This is a genomic window from Streptomyces sp. URMC 127, from assembly GCF_051386535.1.
Classification (GTDB): Bacteria; Actinomycetota; Actinomycetes; order Streptomycetales; family Streptomycetaceae; genus Streptomyces.
Window position 1 is genome coordinate 13,254 of record NZ_JBPQTW010000069.1, and the last position, 16,382, is coordinate 29,635.

The following is a 16,382-nucleotide window of genomic DNA, read 5'->3' on the forward strand; positions in this document are numbered from 1 at the left end:
GCGACGGGCCGCCTCTTACGCTCCGGAAGGTGCCCCATGAACCTCCTGCTCCAGGCCTTACCGATAGCCGCCCCGACGCTCGGATGGGCCGCCCACGCCCTCGTCCTCGTCCGCCGCCTGCGCACCGCCCGCACCGATCCGCTCACCGGCCTCATGCGCCGCGAGGAGTTCACCCACCGGGCGCAGCGGGCCGTGAAGCGGCCGCACGCCGCCGTGCTGCTGCTCGACCTCAACGGCTTCAAGCAGATCAACGACACGCACGGGCACGCCGTCGGCGACGAGGTCATCGCGGCCGTCGGGCGGCGCCTGTCCCTGTGGTGCCGGGAGCGGGGCGGCTTCGCGGCGCGGCTGGGCGGCGACGAGTTCACCGCCGTGGTGCGCCTCGCCCCGGACGCCGACCTGGACTCGGAGCTCACGTACAGCCTCTCCGCACGCCTCTCGGCGCCCCTGGAGACCGACAGCGTCACGCTCTCCCCGCGCGCCTCGATCGGCGTCTGCCGCACCAGCCACCGGCCCGGCGCGGGCCTGCCGGACCTGCTGCGGGGCGCGGACGAGGCGATGTACACCGCCAAGCGGCTCGGCCAGCACTGGCGCCCCGCCGGCCCCGTGGACGTCTACCGCACGACGAACGGCCGCCGCGAAGGCCGCCCGGGCACCCGGCCCGGCGCGCACCTCACCCTGCTCGCACCGATGCGCAGGAACGCCTCGTAGGCGGCCCGTCCTGCGCCGCACCCGGCGCCCGCACCCCGCCCGGCGGGCCGCCGGGAAACCTGACTTGGTATGAATGTTCCTTTATTGCCGGAGAATTGCTGGAGAAAGGGAGACCCGAAGCCGGATGGGCGAGCCTCCGAAGCACAAGGACACGAGCACGAGTACGAGTACGGACACGGACACAGGAACCGGCGCGGGCGCGGACGACTTCGTCATAGCGCCGCCGGTGCCGCCGCTGCCGCCGGTGCCACAGATGCCGGCAGCGCCACCGGCACCCATGGGCCCGCCGCCACCCGTGCCCGCCGCCACCCCGCGGCGCACGGGGCTGATCGTCCTCGCCGCGGCGGTCGCGCTGCTCCTCGTCGCGTCTCTGGGCGCCGGGGTCTGGCTGTTCCTGGCCTCGAACAAGGCCGTGCGCGCCGGCGGCAGCCGGACCCCGTCGTGGACCCTGCCGTACACCCCCTCCGGGCTCGAACACCCGAGGATGATCCGCGGCCTGTGGTTCACCGAGAAGGCCGTGGTCAAGGCGCTTCCGGACCGCGTCGTCGGTCTCGACCCGAAGAGCGGCAAGCGGCTGTGGGAGGCCCCCACCCCCGGCTCGGGCAGCGTCATGTGCCAGGCGTCGACCGACTCGGCGGGCGGCATCGCCGTCCTCGGCCGCGGCTCGGGGGACGAGTGCCACACCTTCTACGCCGTCGACCTGACGTCCGGCCGCACCCTGTGGGAGCACCGCCTCGACCCCGACGAGTGGGCCTCCGACAACACGCCCCGGATCGCCCGCAGCGGTGACGTGGTGGTCGTCTCGGCCGGCGGCCGCCTCACCACGGCGTTCCGGGTGAGCGACGGCGAGCAGCTGTGGAAGGACGGCGACAAGGGCCTGTACGAGGGCACCGGCGACAAGGACACCTGCCGGGGCCGGTCCTACACCGGCGGCAAGCAGCTGGTCCGCATCCGGCGCTGCCTCACCGGCAGCACGGACACGGCCTCGTACGCGGAGGCCGCCGACCCCGCCACGGGCCGCGCGAAGTGGCGCCACAAGCTGGGCGAGCACGGCACGGACGCCCAGGTCCTGGCCACCTCGCCGGTCGTCGTCGACGACCCCGCCCGGCCCTTCGCGAGCATGAGCCTGGTCGTCCTCGGGGACGACGGGGCCGTCCGCACCCGCCTAGAAGGCGAGCCCAAGCGGCGCTACTCCCTCTCGGACGACGGCAGCGCGCCCGCCTCCGACGTCCAGGTCAAGGACGACAAGCTCATCATGACGCTGGACCGGGGGGAGGACGACCCCGACGACAACAACCGCATGGCGGCCTGGTCCCTGACGACCGGCAAGCGCCTGTGGGAGGAGCGGGCCACCGGATACCTGCAGACCTTCCACCTGGTGGCCTCGGAGTCGGACGACATCCTCGCCTACGTCGCCGGGAACGTCCATGACGCTGCCACCCTGGTGCGCTTCGACCCGGACACCGGCGCCCGGAGCGTGGTCCGCCGCTACCGTCCCACTCCCTCGAAGGCCTGGGTCGGCTCCGACCCCTACCCCGTCACCCACGGCCGCACGCTCTACCTTTCGGCCGGCTATGTGACGGAGGAGCCGGGCAGCGGCGTCGCGTCCCGTCAGAAGTCCCTGATCGCCCTCCCCGCCTCTTAAAACCCAGGAGCTGAAGTCACGTCAGGTCTTGAAGACCAGGTTGACCAGCAGCACGTACACCGCGGTCCCGCCGGTGATGCTCAGGACGAGGTTGCGCTTCCACAGGTGCAGTCCGGCGGTCGCCCCGAGGCCCAGGGCCTCGGGGACCCCGTGCGGGGCAGCGGCCAGGGAGACGTCGCGCAGGCTGTAGGTCACCAGGATGACCAGGATGCCGACGGGCATGTACCGGTTGAGGAAGTCGATGACGTCCGCCACCAGGGCGGAGCTGCGCAGCGTCTTGAGGACGGCGAAGGGCAGGGCGCGCAGCATGAAGGTGACCGCGAGCATCGTCGCCAGGGCGGCGATCATGTGGACGGCACTAGGCACGGGACGTCTCCTTCCCCCGGTGCATCAGGTAGCGGACGACGAGGGTGGCCGCGAACAGGCTCATGGCCACGACGAGCATCTGGCCGGGCGCGACGGCCAGCGCCACCAGCGCGCAGCCCAGTGCCAGGAGCGGTGAGGGGATGTCGCGCCCGGCCCGGAAGGTGTCGATGGCGAGCGCCGTGAACAGGGCGGCCATGCAGAATTCGAGTCCGGCCAGATCGAGCGAGATGAGGGCACCGAAAAGGGCGCCGGTGATGCCGCCGAGCACCCAGTAGGACTGCAGGAGGACCTGGATCCACAGGATCCGGCCGCTGCTCAGCGACTCGGCCGGCCGGGTGGCGGTCAGGGCGTACGCCTCGTCGGTCAGGGCGTACATGCTGTAGGTCTTCGCGGCTTTCCCCCGCACCCGGTGCAGGGGAAAGGCCGGGCCGTAGAAGACGTGCCGGAAATTGACCAGGAATGCGGTGACGGCCAGCTGCGGCAGCGACGTCATGGAAAGGATGAGGGGAAGGGCGGGGAACTCCAGTGATGCCGAGTAGATCATCACGGAGAACACCGGCGCCCACCACCATTCGAGCCCGGACTGGATGACCAGCAGGCCGAAGGCGAATCCGAGCGGAACCATGCCGATTCCCACGGAAATGGTGTCCCTCAGTGCGTCGGCGAGATTCCCCGGCCCCTCGTCCGGGGCCGCGTCGCCGGTGGGCACCCGGCGTATGTCAGGTGACGTCGTTTCCATGAGGCAATATTAGTGCGAAACAGGCGCATTTTGATTGCCGGATATTGCCCCGCCAGGGCCTGCTGGGCATGATTCCTGCATGGACGAGCTCGATCGCGCAATCATCATGCACCTGCAGCAGGACGGGCGGCTGACCCACAGTCAGCTCGCCGAGCGCATAGGCCTGACCCCCTCCCCGGTGCTGCGACGGGTCAAGCGGCTGGAGCAGGAGGGGGTGATCACCGGCTACCGCGCGCGCATCGATCCCGTCGCCGCGGGCCGCAGCTTCGAGGTGATGGTCACCGCGGAGCTGCGGGTCAACAACAGGGAGAACGTCGAGGCGTTCGAGGAGAAGGTGGCCTCCTTCGACGAGGTCGTCGAGTGCCGGCGCCTCTTCGGGCTGCCCGACTACCTGATCTGGGTCGCCGTCGCCGACCTGGAGTCCTTCGAGCGCTTCCTGACCGCCAAGCTGATGGACCTGCCGGCCGTGGCCCGGGTCAGCTCCCACTTCACCATGCGCGTGGTCAAGCCCCGCGCGTAGGCACCGGTGGGCGCCGGAGGGCGCCGGGGAGCGCCGGCTACAGGTCGCGCTCCAGCGTGCTCTCGCCCGTGGTGCGCGAGAAGCCGGACGCGGTCCACAGGCGCACGGCGGCCTCGTTGTCGTCGTGGACGAAGAGGAAGACCCTGCGCACCCCGCGCTCCCGGAACGCCGCGAGCGTGTCGGCGACCAGCTTGCGGGCCAGGCGCGAGCGGCGGTGCTCGGGGGCGACCACGGCGTGGCTGATCGTGCCGCGCACGCCGTAGCTGCCCGCGATGACGGCGGCGACGACGCGGCCCGTGGCGTCGCGCATCACCCGGCAGAGGTCCGAGGCCTGGGCCAGGTGCTGCCCGAGCAGGCGGTCGTCCTCCCACTCGCAGTAGGCCGTCTGCGGTGCCGCGCGCAGCAGGCCGATGACATCCGGGATGTCACCGGGGGTCATCGGATGCGAGGCCACCCCGACGGTCTCGCGCACTGCCGTCGCACTCATCAGACCACGGTCTCGTAGGGCGAGCCGGGCAGCGAGAAGGAGATGGCGAGCACGTCCCGCTGTCCCTTCCGGTCGGCCGGCGCGCTGATCGGCGTGACGTGGTGCTTCATCTTCCGGTCCTCGAAGATCAGCGTGTCCAGCGGGTCGAGGAAGGTGGCCTTCGCCAGCGGCTCCTCCTCCCAGGTGAAGACGGTGCTCTCGCCGCCGTCGATGTCGGTGCGGCCGATCAGGTGCAGCCCGGCGAAGGGGTAGCCGTCCGAGTGGATGCCCTCCGGCACGACCTCGTAGGTCCTGCCGGGGTTCACCACGATGCGGATCTGGTGGATCTGGCAGATCCACTTCCGCGACCGGTACTCCTCCTCGATCGGCAGGCTGTCGAAGTCGAACTCCACCAGCGCCTTGAACAGCGGGTTCTCGACGATGGCGGGCTCCACGTCGCCGAAGTGGCGCTCCAGGCCGCCGACGAAGGAGTTCATCTCCTCGCTCTGCAGGTACGCGACGTGGCTGCGCGGGGTCAATTCCCCGGTGGCCGGCACGTAATCGAAGTCGCTGTAGCGGCGGGTGCGGGTGGCGCGGTCGCCGCCGCCGAAGTGCGGGTCGGCATCCAGCCGGTCCCACGAGGCCGCCATCTCCGCGAAGGCGTCCTGGAGTTCGGCGGACAGCCGCAGATTTCCGGCGGGTATCAGTGCGTACCGCTGCTCGCGCAGTTCTTCGCGGCAGTCGACGCCGATCCGTGCAATGGACTGGGGAACGCTGCTATTCGACATGACGGTCCTCCCCCGGCGATGCCCTCGCCGGTGGTCATTGAGGGAATCCCTCTCCTGCAACGGCAAGATCACGTTAGGCGCGGCCCCGCGGCGGCGAACAAGATCTTGTCCGTATACTGAGACATAGGGAAAGCGGGATTAGGGGTCGATGTCCGCTTATGTCCGCCGCGCTTTGTGACACAGTATTGGCCAGAGTGGCTTGCCTCACATGCTCTGAATTTTGGATTCCGCTTTCGTGTCGCGAAAAATTCCGTCCCGCGCCGGTGTGTTAAGTGCGCCGATAAGTGCGGCACCGCCGGTCCCTTGACAGTGCTGAACCCCGGTCGATACGTTCGCTGCGGAGCGAGGGAATTAACCCCCAACAGGCCGCAATAGTGCGCAGGGTGCGGGGCCTCGCCGCCGTCGCTATACGGGGGAATTCTCTTCTGCCGGTCCGGGCCGCCCGTTCTTTGGCCCGTAGTCCCGGCCATCCCCTTCGCTCGGGTGAGCACGAGCCCGGGAGTTCCATTGTTCGTAGTAGCGCACAGGTATGCCGAGGGGGAATTTATGAGGGCGTCGTCGTCTGCCGTCGGCCGGCCGGCCGGCCAACCCTGGTGGAATACCCAGCAGCCTTCCGGAATGCCGGTCCACCGTTACCGGCGCGCCGCACCGCAGGAGCTGCCCGGGCCCGGCGCGCCGCGCGCGTGGCTCGACCGCCCGCTCGACCGGGCGCCGTTGTGGAGCTCGGTGGACCTGCGGGACGGCAACCAGGCACTGGCCAACCCGATGGACGGCAAACGCAAGCGGACGATGTTCGACCTGCTGGTGCGCCTGGGTCTCAAGGACATCGAGATCGGCTATCCCTCCGCCGCCGAGGCCGAGTTCGACTTCGTGCGCCACCTCGTCACCGGTGGCCACATACCCGACGACGTCACCGTCTCGGTCTTCACCGCCGCCCGCCCCGACGCCATCGACCGCACCTTCGAGGCCATCCGCGGCGCGGACCGCGCCGTCGTCCACCTCTGCCACGCCACCGCCTGCCTGTGGCGCGAGGTCGTCTTCCGGATGACGCCGTCCGAGGTGATCAAGCTGGCCCGCGACGGCGCCGAGCGCATGGTGCGGCTGGCCGAGCGGGCCGGCGGCGACATCCGCTTCGAGTACTCGCCCGAGACCTTCAACGTCACCGAGCCCGGCTTCGCCCTGGAGATCGCGAACACCGTCGCCGAGATCGTCGACGCGACGCCGGAGCGGCCGCTGACGCTGAACCTGCCGAGCACCGTCGAGATGCACGCGCCGGACGTCTTCGCCGACCAGATCGCCTGGATGGACCGCAACCTCGACCGGCGGGACGCGATCATCCTGTCGGTCCACCCGCACAACGACCGCGGCACCGCGGTCGCCGCGGCCGAGTACGCACTGGCGGCGGGCGCCGACCGCGTCGAAGGCACGCTCTTCGGCAACGGCGAGCGCACCGGCAACGTCGACCTGATCACCCTGGCGCTGAACCTCTTCAGCCGCGGCATCGACCCGCAGCTCGACCTCTCCGACCTCCCGGCCGTCCGCCGGACCGTCGAGGAGTGCACCGAGATGGCCGTGCCGCCCCGCCACCCCTACGCCGGAGACCTCGTCTTCACCGCCTTCTCCGGCACCCACCAGGACGCCATCGCCAAGGGCCTGGCCCACCTGCGCGACCAGGCCGCGGCCGCCGGCCGGGCCCCCGCGGAGCTGCCCTGGGACGTGCCCTACCTGCCGATCGACCCGCAGGACATCGGCCGCAGCTACGAGGCGATCATCCGCGTCAACAGCCAGTCGGGCAAGGGCGGCATCGCCTACCTCCTGCGCACCGGCTGGGGCCTCGACCTGCCCGTCCCGCTCCGCGTCGAGTTCGCCGCGGCGATCCAGCAGGTCACCAACGCGACCGGCGCCGAGCTGGAGCCCGAGCGGATCTGGGACACCTTCCGCGCGCAGTACTGCGACCCGGGCGGCTGGGCCGGCTTCACCGAGCCCGGCACCCACCCGGACACCGCCCCCGGCGACGCGGCGGACGCCCTGCTGGCCGCCGCCCGCGCGCACGGCGTGCGGGCCGAAGCCGACCGGCTGGAGCACGACGCGGCCGGACCCGCGACCGGCGCCGCGCACGCCTGCTACGCCCGGATCCTCATCGAGGACCGGCCCGTGTGGGGCGTGGGCCTGGGCGCAACGGCCCGGACGGCCGCCCAGCAGGCGGTGCGCTCGGCCCTGCACCGCAGCGGTGCCCTGCCCGCCGACAGCGTCAGTGCGCCCGAGCCGCAGCCGGCCGGGCCGAAGGAGGGAACCCGATGAGCGACCCGGCCCTGCCGGCCTACGTCGAGCTGGAGCCCGGCCGGTTCCGCGAGGACACGGGCCTGGCCTACGAGGACTACGTGGTCGGCCACGTCTTCGAGCACCGCCCCGGCCGCACGATCACCACCACGGACAACATCTGGAGCTCGCTGCTCTGCCTCAACCTGCACCCGCTCCACATCGACGACGTCTACGCGTCGGGGACGCAGTTCAAGAAGCTGCTCGTGTCCAGCCTGGTGACCTTCGGCATCGTCAACGGCATGACGGTCAAGACCATCAGCCAGCGCGCCGTCGCCAACCTCGGCTGGGACAAGGTGCGGCTCAGCGCCCCCGTCTTCGTCGGGGACACCCTCTACGCCGAGACCACGATCACCGGCAAGCGGCCGTCCGCCTCCCGGCCCGGCGAGGGCATCGTCACCGTCCACACCGTGGGCCGCAACCAGGACGGCGTCCAGGTCATCGAGTTCGACCGCACCGTCCTCGCGGCGATGCGCTGGCCGGGCACCCCGGCCGCCCCGGCCACCGATCCCCAGTCCTGAGACAGGAGACGCCCATGACCGTCCTACCGGTGATCAACCTGGCAGACGCCCTGAACGGCGACGAGGAGAAGGTCGCCGACGAGATCTCCCGGGCCTGCACCGAGGTCGGCTTCTTCATCGTCCGCGGCCACGGCATCGACCGGAAGGTCTTCGACGACGCCTACGACCTGTCGCTCGGCTTCTTCCGCCGGCCCGCGGCCGAGAAGGACGCCCTGCCGATGCGCACCAGCACGGCCCGCGGCGACAACGACTACAGCCCCTACGGCTACAGCGCGCTCCTGACGGAGAACGCCTACGCGTACACCGGCAAGCAGGGCATGCCCGCCGACTACGTCGAGAAGTTCAGCGTCGGGCGGCTCGTCCTCGACGACTCCGAGGACCTGCCCTTCCCCGCCGACGAGCAGGGACGCGCCCTGCGCGCCGCGCTCAAGACCTACTTCGCCGCCTGCGAGACCGTCGCCGCCCGCGTCACCGAGCTGCTCACCATCGCCCTGGAGCTCCCGCGCGACTTCTTCGCCACCCGCACGGACCGCTCCAACGACTCGCTGCGCTCGCAGTACTACCCCGGCGTGCAGCAGGAGTTCCTCAACGACCAGGGCATGGGCGAGCACACCGACGGCACGCTCATCACCCTGCTCACCGAGGACGGCCCCGGCCTGCAGCTGCGCGACCTGTCCGGCACCTGGCTGGACGTGGACGTCCCCGAGCGCGACCACTTCATCGTCAACATCGGCGACCTCATGGCGCGCTGGTCGAACGACGAGTACGTCTCGACGCCGCACCGCGTGCGGCTCGTGGACCGCCCGCGCCAGTCGATCGTCTTCTTCAAGCTCGCCAACGACGACGCCGTCATCGAGGCCTTCCCGAAGTTCACCCGGGAGCGCCCCGCGAAGTACGAGCCCATCCGCTACGAGACCTTCTCGCTGCAGAAGATGGACGCCCTCTTCGGACGGGAGGCCCGCTCGTGAAGGTCGACCCGTGCCTGTTCTACGTCCCGGCGTCCCGCGTGGACACGCTGCTGAAGAACGTGCCCCGGGAATCGATCGCGCTCGTGCTCGACCTGGAGGACTCGGTCCCGAAGGACGCCAAGCCCACCGCCCGCGAGCAGCTCGGCACCGTCGACCTGACCGGGACGGGCCTCGGCGGCGTCTCCATGCGCATCAACAGCATCGAGACCCCGGACGGCCTCCTCGACATCCAGACCATCCTCGCCCTCGGCGGGCGGATCGGCGGCCTGCCCCTGCAGACGGTGCTGGTGCCGAAGGTCGCCGCCGGCCGCGACGTCGCCATCTACCGCTCCCTGCTGTCCCGCCTGGACGACCCGCCCGAGATCTGCAGCTTCATCGAGACGCTGGACGCCGTCGAGAACGCCTTCGACATCGCCGCGGCCAGCGAGGGGCTGTGCTTCGGGCAGGCCGACCTCGTCGCGGAGATGTGGGCCCAGGACGAGGCCTACCTCGCCCACGCGCGGTCCCGGATGTGCGTGGCCGCCTCCCGCTACGGCCTGCCGGTCATCGACACCAACTCCTTCGAGCTGTGGGACATGGACGTGGTCCGGGCCCAGTGCGAGGCCTCCAGGCAGTGCGGCTTCACCGGCAAGGCCGCCATCCACCCCAAGCAGGTCGCAACGATCGTCGAGACGTTCAGCGTCCCCGCGGCGGAGCTGGACGAGTACCGGCAGACCATCAAGGACTACGAGGCCGACGAGCGCGGCTTCGCCGTCAGCAAGGACAGGGTGCTCGCCCCGCCCTTCGTCCTGCGGGCCCGGCGCATGCTCGCGCTGCACGACGGCATCGCCCGCCCGGTCCGCTGACCCACCGAACGTGACGCCGGCCCCGGCCCGTACGGCCGCACCGGCACCCATGGAGGACATTGTGAGCACCCCGATGACCGACGTTGTCAACCAGGCCATGGTCGACGTCTCCGCCTACCCCGCCGAGCTGGCGGACGGCCGCTTCACCGGCGTCCCCGACGAGCTCATCGCACGCCTCGTGGAGCTGGTCGCCGACGGCGCCGGCGTCGCCGTCTGCCACGGCGCGAGCGCCCTGCTCGCCCGGCACGGCCTGGACATCCACCGCGAGGCCGACGCCGCCGCCGTGCGCGACTACTTCGAAGCCGTCTTCCGCGCCTTCGCCGCCAAGGTCGACCCCGCGAAGCACTCGCCCCTGCCCATGGGCTACGACCAGGTCGCCAGCATGGACGTGGACGGCTTCAACAAGAACACCAGCTTCACGCCCAACTCCGACCACACCGAGTCGCGCGAGTTCCTGACCACCAAGTGCGTCCACTTCGACTCCGCGACCACCTTCATCGGCAACGTCTACGGCCCCAACACCAACATCGACGGCGGCCTGCCGATCGTGTGCGACACCACCGCGTACTGCCGCGAGAACGGCGTCGACCCCGCCGACCTGATCGAGCTCATGCCGCACAGCTACAACGTCGCGGTCAAGCAGGAGCACGCCGAAGCGGTCCTCGCCCGCCACGCCGTCGCCGTGGACGTCGACCTGCTCGACGACATGGTCATGGTCGTCCTCAACAACGAGGTCGACGGCGGGCTCGCCCACGCCGGCTCGACGCCGCGCCTCGCCGACCCGGCCAAGCCCGGCAAGCGCCCGCTGCGCCACATCGAGCTGCAGTTCACCGACGGCGAGAACCTCAACAACTGGTACCGCCACTACCGGCTGGACATCCCCGAGGTGAAGGTCAAGGTCCCGGAGCTGGACACCCCGGACCACAACCGCTACCACCGGGGTGTGGACACCGCTCTCGCCGCCCAGAGCCCCGCCGCGTCCGGCAAGTGAGGCCCCTCATGTCACTGGTGCACCGGCCGGACGTACCGGCCATGAGCCCCGCCGACGACGCCGAACTGGCGGACCTGCTGGAGATGCTGAAGGCGGACGACTGGCCCGAGGACCTCTTCGAAGGCCGCGAGTTCTACGACCAGTGGGGCACCCCCGTGGCGGCGGACGTCCGCGTCACCGAGCGCGAGGTGGGCGGCGTCCCCGCCTACCTGCTCACCCCGCCGGACGCCGACCCGGAGCGCATCGGCATCTGGCTGCACGGCGGCGGCTACGTCTTCGGCTCGCAGACCAGCCACGGCAGCATGGTCGCCGAGGCCGCGCGCAGCGCCGGCTGCGCCTTCCTGCACCCGCAGTACCGCAGGGCCCCCGAGCACAAGTTCCCGGCGCCCGTCGAGGACGCCGTGGCCGTCTACGCGGCCCTGCTGGACGAGGGCCGCGACCCCGCGTCGGTCGTCGTGGCCGGCGACTCCGCCGGCGGCGGCCTGCTGCTGGCGGCCCTGCTCGCCGTCCGCGACCGCGGGCTGCCCGTGCCGGCGGCCGCCGCCGTCGTCTCGCCCTGGACGGACCTGGCGGGCACGGGGGAGACGTTCACGACGAAGGAGGACATCGACCCGCTCCTGTCCCGGTCGGTGGTCGACGACGTCGCCGAGGCCTACCTCGCCGGGAACGCCCCCGAGACCCCGTACGCCTCCCCGCACTACGGCGACGTGCACGGCTTCCCGCCGGTGCTCATCCAGGTCGGCGAGCGGGAGATGCTGCACAGCGACTCCGAGCGGTTCGCGGCCAAGCTGGCCGCCGCCGGATCGCCGGTCTCCCTGGAGGTCTGGCCCGGCATGGTCCACGTCTGGCACCTGCACCACTCGCGCCTGGCCAAGGCCCGCGAGGCGCTCGCGCGCCTGGGCGCCTTCCTGCGCGAACCCGGCACGGCGGCGCCCGGCGAGGGCGCACGGAACGAGGGAACCTCATGAGCGACACCGTGACCGGCCCGGAGGCCGAGACGGTGATGGGACCGCACCGGTTCCGCAACAACCAGCGCATGGTCCCGGCCGGCGAGGCCGCGTGGAAGCTCGCCGGGGACCACGGCATGCTCGGCATCCGCGTCGACGCGACGGGCGGCCAGAACCGGCTGCGCGACGTCCGCACCGGGCACGAGTTCCTCAACCTCTCCTCGTGCTCCTACCTCGGCCTCAACAGCCACCCCACCGTCGTCGAGGCCGGCGTCGCGGCCCTGCGGGAGGAGCAGATCACCGGGCTGGCCATGGCCGAGTTCCGGATCCGCCTGGAGGCCGCGCACCGCCTGGAGGAGGAGCTCGCCGACCTGTTCGGCGGGCCCGTCCTGCCGTCGATCTCCTGCGGCGTGACCAGCGCCGCCGTGCTGCCCCTGCTGGCCTCGGGACACCTCACCGGCAGCGAGCCGCTGGTCATGGTCTTCGACCGGTTCGCGCACTTCTCGATGAACTTCGTCAAGCCGGTCGTGGCCGACGAGACGATGGTCCTGACCAGCCCGCACAACGACATGCAGTTCCTTGAGGACGTGTGCCGCAAGTACCCGCGCGTGGCCTACGTCTGCGAGGGCGCGTACTCCACCGGCGGCCTCGCCGACCTGGAGGGCATCAAGTCCCTGCAGGAGAAGTACGGGATGTACGTCTACCTCGACGACTCGCACGCCCTCTCAACGCAGGGCCCGAACGGCGAGGGCTACGCCCGCTCGGTCTTCCGCGAGCTCGACGAACGCACCATGATCGTCGCTTCGACGGCCAAGGCGTTCGGCAGCACCGGGGGCATCGCCATGCTCGGCTCGTCGAGCGTCTTCGACTTCCTCTACCGCTCCGGCCCGATGGGCTGGTCCCAGGGGCTGCGCACCGGCGCGATCGGCACGACCCTGGGCAGCATCGCCGTCCACCGCTCCCCGGAGCTCGGCGTGCGCCAGCGGCAGCTGGCCGAGAACATCGCGACCTTCGACCGGCGCATGAAGGGCCGCGACGTCCGCGGCACCGGATCGCACATCAAGTTCGTCACGGTCGGCGAGAACGAGAAGGCGGTGCGGCTGTCCACCGAGCTCTACCGGCGCGGCTACTACTGCTCGGCGATGTTCTTCCCAGTCGTCCCGCGCGGACAGGCCGGTGTCCGGCTCATGCTGCGCGGCGACATGACCACCGCGATGACGGAGGATTTCGTCACCGTCCTCGAAGAGGTGCTGGACGACGTGCTGGACGGGCCCGCATGACGGACTGCATGCGGATGGCGGACCGCGCGGCGGCGCCCGGGGCCCCGGGGGCTTCCCCCGCGCCGTCCCCGGCGCTCGTCCGGTCCCTGGCCGGGGCCATGCGCGACGCCCTGTGCAGCGGAGCCGTCGGCCGGATGCTCGTCCCGCCGCGGGAGACCGTCGAGGACGCGGCGGGCGCGAAGTTCATCTCGATGCCCGCCGTGTCCCCCGACCACGACCTCTACGTCAACAAGGTCGCGACCATCGTGGCTTCCCCCGTGCCGGGCCGGCGCGCCACCGTCACCTCGGTCGTGCCCGTCTTCTCCGCCTCCACCGGGCGCTACCTGGGCACACTGGACGGCGACACCGTCACCAACCTCAAGTGCGCGGCCGTGACGGCCCTGGTGACGGACCGGTGCGCCGCACCGGACAGCCGCGTCCTGGGCATCATCGGCTCCGGCGTCCAGGCGCGCCAGCAGTACCTCGGTGTGTCGGCCGTGCGCGACCTCGCGGAGGTCCGGGTCTGGTCCCGCGACGCCGGCCGCGCGGCGGCCTTCGCCCGCGACATCGAAGCGGCGGCCGCCGCCGCAGGCCGAAAGACCGACGTCGTCGTGGCCGGCTCGGCCGAGGACGCCGCCCGCGGCGCCGACATCCTGTCGACGGCGACCACTTCGGTCCGCCCGCTGCCGATCGGGTCCGGCCTGCCCGCGCACGCGCACATCAACTGCATGGGCGCGCACACCACCGAGTCGCGCGAGGTGTCCGCCGAGCTGCTCCGCGGCAGCACCGTGATCGTCGAGGACCTGCGCACGGCGATCGCCGAGGCGGGCGAGAGCCACGCCGCAGCGATCGAGCTCGACGCCCTCTTCGCCCCGGGCGCCGGGGAGTTCACGAGGCGGGGGACGATCTTCGCCTCGACCGGGTGCGCGTATCTTGATTTGATCACTTGTGCCCATCTGGCAGGGCACGACGACATCGAGGGTTTCCGGCTGACGGGTGCTGCCCCGTGACCGCCGGTACGCCCCCGACCAAGGGAGGGAAACGCATGGCAAGCAAGGCGAACCGGGCGAACATCGGGCGCGAGGAGATCTCGGGCGCTCACGACGCGCGGATCCCGCAGAAGTTCCTCGACCTGATGGCGACCGGCTGGCGCGAGGAGGACGGCATCGACCTCACGCCGGTCCCGCAGGTCAAGCACCTCGCCCGCCGCCGGGAGCTGCTCTCCGCGGCCTTCCCCGGCGACACCCTCGTGATCCCCACGGGCAGCCACCGCTCGCGCACCTTCGGCGCCCCGTACGAGTTCCGGGCCGGCAGCGACTTCCTGTGGCTGACGGGCGATCAGGAGCCGCACGCCGTCCTGGTCATGCACGCGACGGCCACCGGCCACGACGCCGTCCTCTACGTACAGCCCCGCCTGAACCACACGGCCGGCGCCGACTACCTGGACCGGATGGACGGCGAGATCTGGCACGGCCGGCGCCTCTCCCCCGAGGAGAAGTCCGCCATCCTCGGCATCGCCACGCGCCCCCTGGGCGAACTGCCCGCGGTCCTCGCGTCGCTGGCGACCTCGGACCGGGTGCGGGTCCTGCGCGGCTACGACACGCACATCGACGGCGGGCTGCAGCGCGGCGCGCTGCCCGTCACCGCCGAGAACACCGAGCGCGACGCCATGCTCGCCAGCGTCCTGTCCGAGCTGCGGCTGGAGAAGGACGAGTGGGAGATCGCCCAGCTGCAGGAGGCGGTCGACGCCACCATCCTCGGCTTCGAGGACATCGCCCGGCGCCTGCGCCCCGACGCCCCGACCCCCGAGCGGTACATCGAGGGCATCATGACCTGGCGCGCCCGCATCGCCGGCAACAGCCTGGGCTACAGCTCCATCGCCGCCGGCGGCCCCCGCTCCACGATCCTGCACTGGTCGCACAACAACGCCGTCGTCGAGCCCGGGCAGATCCTGCTCATGGACATGGGCATCGAGAACAACAACGGCTACACCGCGGACATCACGCGCGTCCTGCCGGTCTCCGGCACGTTCACCAAGGCCCAGCGCGACGTGTACGACATCGTCCACGCCTCGCGGACCGCGGGCCTCGCCAAGATGGCCCCCGGCGTCGCCTTCACCGAGATCCAGGCGACCTGCAACCGCGTGCTCGCCGAGGGCCTGAGCAGCCTCGGCATCCTCAAGGGCAGCGTCGAGGAGGCCATGGACCCGGCGTCCATCGCGTACCGCCGCTGGTCGCTGCACGGCTTCGGGCACATGCTCGGCCTGGACGTCCACGACTGCGGCCACGCCCGCCCCGAGTACTACGGCGGCGGCGTCCTGCGCGAGAACCACGTCCTGACCATGGAGCCCGGCCTCTACCTGCAGCCGCACGACGAGCTGGTGCCCGAGGAGCTGCGCGGCATCGGCGTGCGGATCGAGGACGACGTCCTGATCACCGCGACCGGCAACCGCCTGCTGACCGCGGCGCTGCCGACCGAGGCGCACGAGGTCGAGTCCTGGCTCGCCGCCCAGCGCGAGGCGGGCCCCCGGGAGCCGGGCCTCGATGGCAACTGACGCGACCGGCGCGGCCCTCGCGGCGGACCCCGCGGCAGCGGTAGACCCCGCTGCCGCGGCGGAGTCCGCCGCCGAGGCGGAGTTCGACGCCATGACCGGCCGGCTGGGCATCGAGGTCCCGGCCGACCTCAAGGGCGGCGTCCTGGCCGGCTACCGGGGGCTGCGCGACATGACGGCGCTGCTGCGCGCCGTGGACACCGGCCGGCGTCCCGGCACGGACGACCGTACGGGCAACACGGACGACCGTACGAGCAACACGGACGACCGTACGGGCAACGACGAGGAGAGACCGGGTGCCTGACATGCCCTCGGCTCGGCAGGCAACGGCACTGCACGAGCTGTCCGTTCCCGAGGCGGGGGCGCTCCTGCGGTCGGGTGAGCTGACCTCCGCCGAGCTCACCCGGCACGCCCTCGACCGCATCGCGCGGCTCGACCCCGCGCTGCACTCCTTCATCCTGGTGACGGAGGAGGCCGCCATGGAGCGTGCCGCGGCGGCCGACCGCGACCTGCGGTCCGGCACCGACCGCGGCCCGATGCACGGCATCCCGTACGCGCTGAAGGACATCTTCGACGCCGAAGGGGTGCCCACCACGAACGCCTCGTGGCTGCGGACCGGCGACGTGGCCCGCACGGACAGCACCGTGGAGCGCCGCCTGCGCGCCGGGGGCGCGGTCGGGCTGGGCAAGCTGACCACGTTCGAGTTCGCGGTCGGCGGCCCCAGCTTCGACCTGCCCGTCCCGCCC

The 16,382-nt window shown here is 71.5% G+C and carries 18 protein-coding genes; 14 read left to right on the plus strand and 4 right to left on the minus strand.

Annotated features, from left to right (window positions below; translation table 11 throughout):
* Positions 1-36 precede the first annotated feature (36 nt).
* Complete coding sequence (locus ACSNOH_RS16700) at positions 37-711, plus strand: GGDEF domain-containing protein (protein ID WP_436722129.1); 675 nt, start codon at positions 37-39, stop codon at positions 709-711.
* 124 nt (positions 712-835) lie between these two features.
* Complete coding sequence (locus ACSNOH_RS16705; RefSeq protein WP_436722130.1) at positions 836-2,356, plus strand: outer membrane protein assembly factor BamB family protein; 1,521 nt, start codon at positions 836-838, stop codon at positions 2,354-2,356.
* 21 nt (positions 2,357-2,377) lie between these two features.
* On the opposite strand, the gene ACSNOH_RS16710 is transcribed toward ACSNOH_RS16705, so the two are convergent.
* Together ACSNOH_RS16710 and ACSNOH_RS16715 are read right to left on the minus strand one after the other, a co-directional pair.
* Positions 2,378-2,722: a branched-chain amino acid transporter permease gene (locus tag ACSNOH_RS16710; RefSeq protein ID WP_436722131.1), complete on the minus strand. Its 345-nt coding sequence runs from the start codon at positions 2,720-2,722 to the stop codon at positions 2,378-2,380.
* Positions 2,715-3,461 (minus strand): AzlC family ABC transporter permease, encoded by a 747-nt coding sequence (locus ACSNOH_RS16715; RefSeq protein WP_436722132.1) that lies wholly within the window; start codon positions 3,459-3,461, stop codon positions 2,715-2,717. Before ACSNOH_RS16715 ends, ACSNOH_RS16710 begins: the two co-directional genes overlap by 8 nt.
* 79 nt (positions 3,462-3,540) lie before the next feature.
* On the opposite strand from ACSNOH_RS16715, the gene ACSNOH_RS16720 reads away from it, so the two are divergent.
* Positions 3,541-3,981 (plus strand): Lrp/AsnC family transcriptional regulator, encoded by a 441-nt coding sequence (locus tag ACSNOH_RS16720; RefSeq protein ID WP_436722133.1) that lies wholly within the window; start codon positions 3,541-3,543, stop codon positions 3,979-3,981.
* Positions 3,982-4,018: 37 nt separating this feature from the next.
* On the opposite strand, the gene ACSNOH_RS16725 is transcribed toward ACSNOH_RS16720, so the two are convergent.
* Together ACSNOH_RS16725 and ACSNOH_RS16730 are read right to left on the minus strand one after the other, a co-directional pair.
* The gene (locus ACSNOH_RS16725) at positions 4,019-4,468 is read right to left on the minus strand and encodes an N-acetyltransferase family protein (protein WP_436722134.1); all 450 of its coding nucleotides are present in this window, start codon (positions 4,466-4,468) and stop codon (positions 4,019-4,021) included.
* Complete coding sequence (locus ACSNOH_RS16730; RefSeq protein ID WP_436722135.1) at positions 4,468-5,235, minus strand: 2OG-Fe dioxygenase family protein; 768 nt, start codon at positions 5,233-5,235, stop codon at positions 4,468-4,470. The genes ACSNOH_RS16725 and ACSNOH_RS16730 overlap by 1 nt, the downstream gene beginning before the upstream one ends.
* 618 nt (positions 5,236-5,853) lie before the next feature.
* Between ACSNOH_RS16730 and ACSNOH_RS16735 the strand changes: the two genes are divergently transcribed.
* The 11 genes from ACSNOH_RS16735 to ACSNOH_RS16785 all read left to right on the plus strand — a co-directional run.
* Complete coding sequence (locus tag ACSNOH_RS16735) at positions 5,854-7,536, plus strand: 2-isopropylmalate synthase (RefSeq protein WP_436722136.1); 1,683 nt, start codon at positions 5,854-5,856, stop codon at positions 7,534-7,536.
* Positions 7,533-8,075 (plus strand): MaoC family dehydratase, encoded by a 543-nt coding sequence (locus ACSNOH_RS16740; RefSeq protein ID WP_436722137.1) that lies wholly within the window; start codon positions 7,533-7,535, stop codon positions 8,073-8,075. The genes ACSNOH_RS16735 and ACSNOH_RS16740 overlap by 4 nt, the downstream gene beginning before the upstream one ends.
* A 14-nt stretch (positions 8,076-8,089) precedes the next feature.
* A complete protein-coding gene (locus ACSNOH_RS16745) occupies positions 8,090-9,043 on the plus strand; it encodes an isopenicillin N synthase family dioxygenase (protein ID WP_436722138.1) in 954 nt (317 codons plus the stop codon).
* Positions 9,040-9,888 (plus strand): HpcH/HpaI aldolase/citrate lyase family protein, encoded by an 849-nt coding sequence (locus ACSNOH_RS16750; RefSeq protein WP_436722139.1) that lies wholly within the window; start codon positions 9,040-9,042, stop codon positions 9,886-9,888. The genes ACSNOH_RS16745 and ACSNOH_RS16750 overlap by 4 nt, the downstream gene beginning before the upstream one ends.
* 61 nt (positions 9,889-9,949) lie before the next feature.
* Entirely contained in the window at positions 9,950-10,879 is a 930-nt protein-coding gene (locus ACSNOH_RS16755; RefSeq protein WP_436722140.1) for a hypothetical protein, read from the plus strand.
* A gap of 8 nt (positions 10,880-10,887) precedes the next feature.
* Positions 10,888-11,847 (plus strand): alpha/beta hydrolase, encoded by a 960-nt coding sequence (locus ACSNOH_RS16760; protein ID WP_436722141.1) that lies wholly within the window; start codon positions 10,888-10,890, stop codon positions 11,845-11,847.
* Positions 11,844-13,106: an aminotransferase class I/II-fold pyridoxal phosphate-dependent enzyme gene (locus ACSNOH_RS16765; protein WP_436722142.1), complete on the plus strand. Its 1,263-nt coding sequence runs from the start codon at positions 11,844-11,846 to the stop codon at positions 13,104-13,106. The genes ACSNOH_RS16760 and ACSNOH_RS16765 overlap by 4 nt, the downstream gene beginning before the upstream one ends.
* Positions 13,103-14,095 (plus strand): ornithine cyclodeaminase family protein, encoded by a 993-nt coding sequence (locus tag ACSNOH_RS16770; RefSeq protein ID WP_436722143.1) that lies wholly within the window; start codon positions 13,103-13,105, stop codon positions 14,093-14,095. Before ACSNOH_RS16765 ends, ACSNOH_RS16770 begins: the two co-directional genes overlap by 4 nt.
* Before the next feature lie 35 nt (positions 14,096-14,130).
* Positions 14,131-15,639: an aminopeptidase P family protein gene (locus tag ACSNOH_RS16775; RefSeq protein WP_436722144.1), complete on the plus strand. Its 1,509-nt coding sequence runs from the start codon at positions 14,131-14,133 to the stop codon at positions 15,637-15,639.
* Positions 15,629-15,940, plus strand: coding sequence for a hypothetical protein (locus tag ACSNOH_RS16780; RefSeq protein WP_436722145.1), 312 nt, complete (start codon positions 15,629-15,631; stop codon positions 15,938-15,940). Before ACSNOH_RS16775 ends, ACSNOH_RS16780 begins: the two co-directional genes overlap by 11 nt.
* Before the next feature lies 1 nt (position 15,941).
* On the plus strand, positions 15,942-16,382 hold a 441-nt coding region (locus tag ACSNOH_RS16785; RefSeq protein WP_436722150.1), incomplete at its 3' end, for an amidase family protein.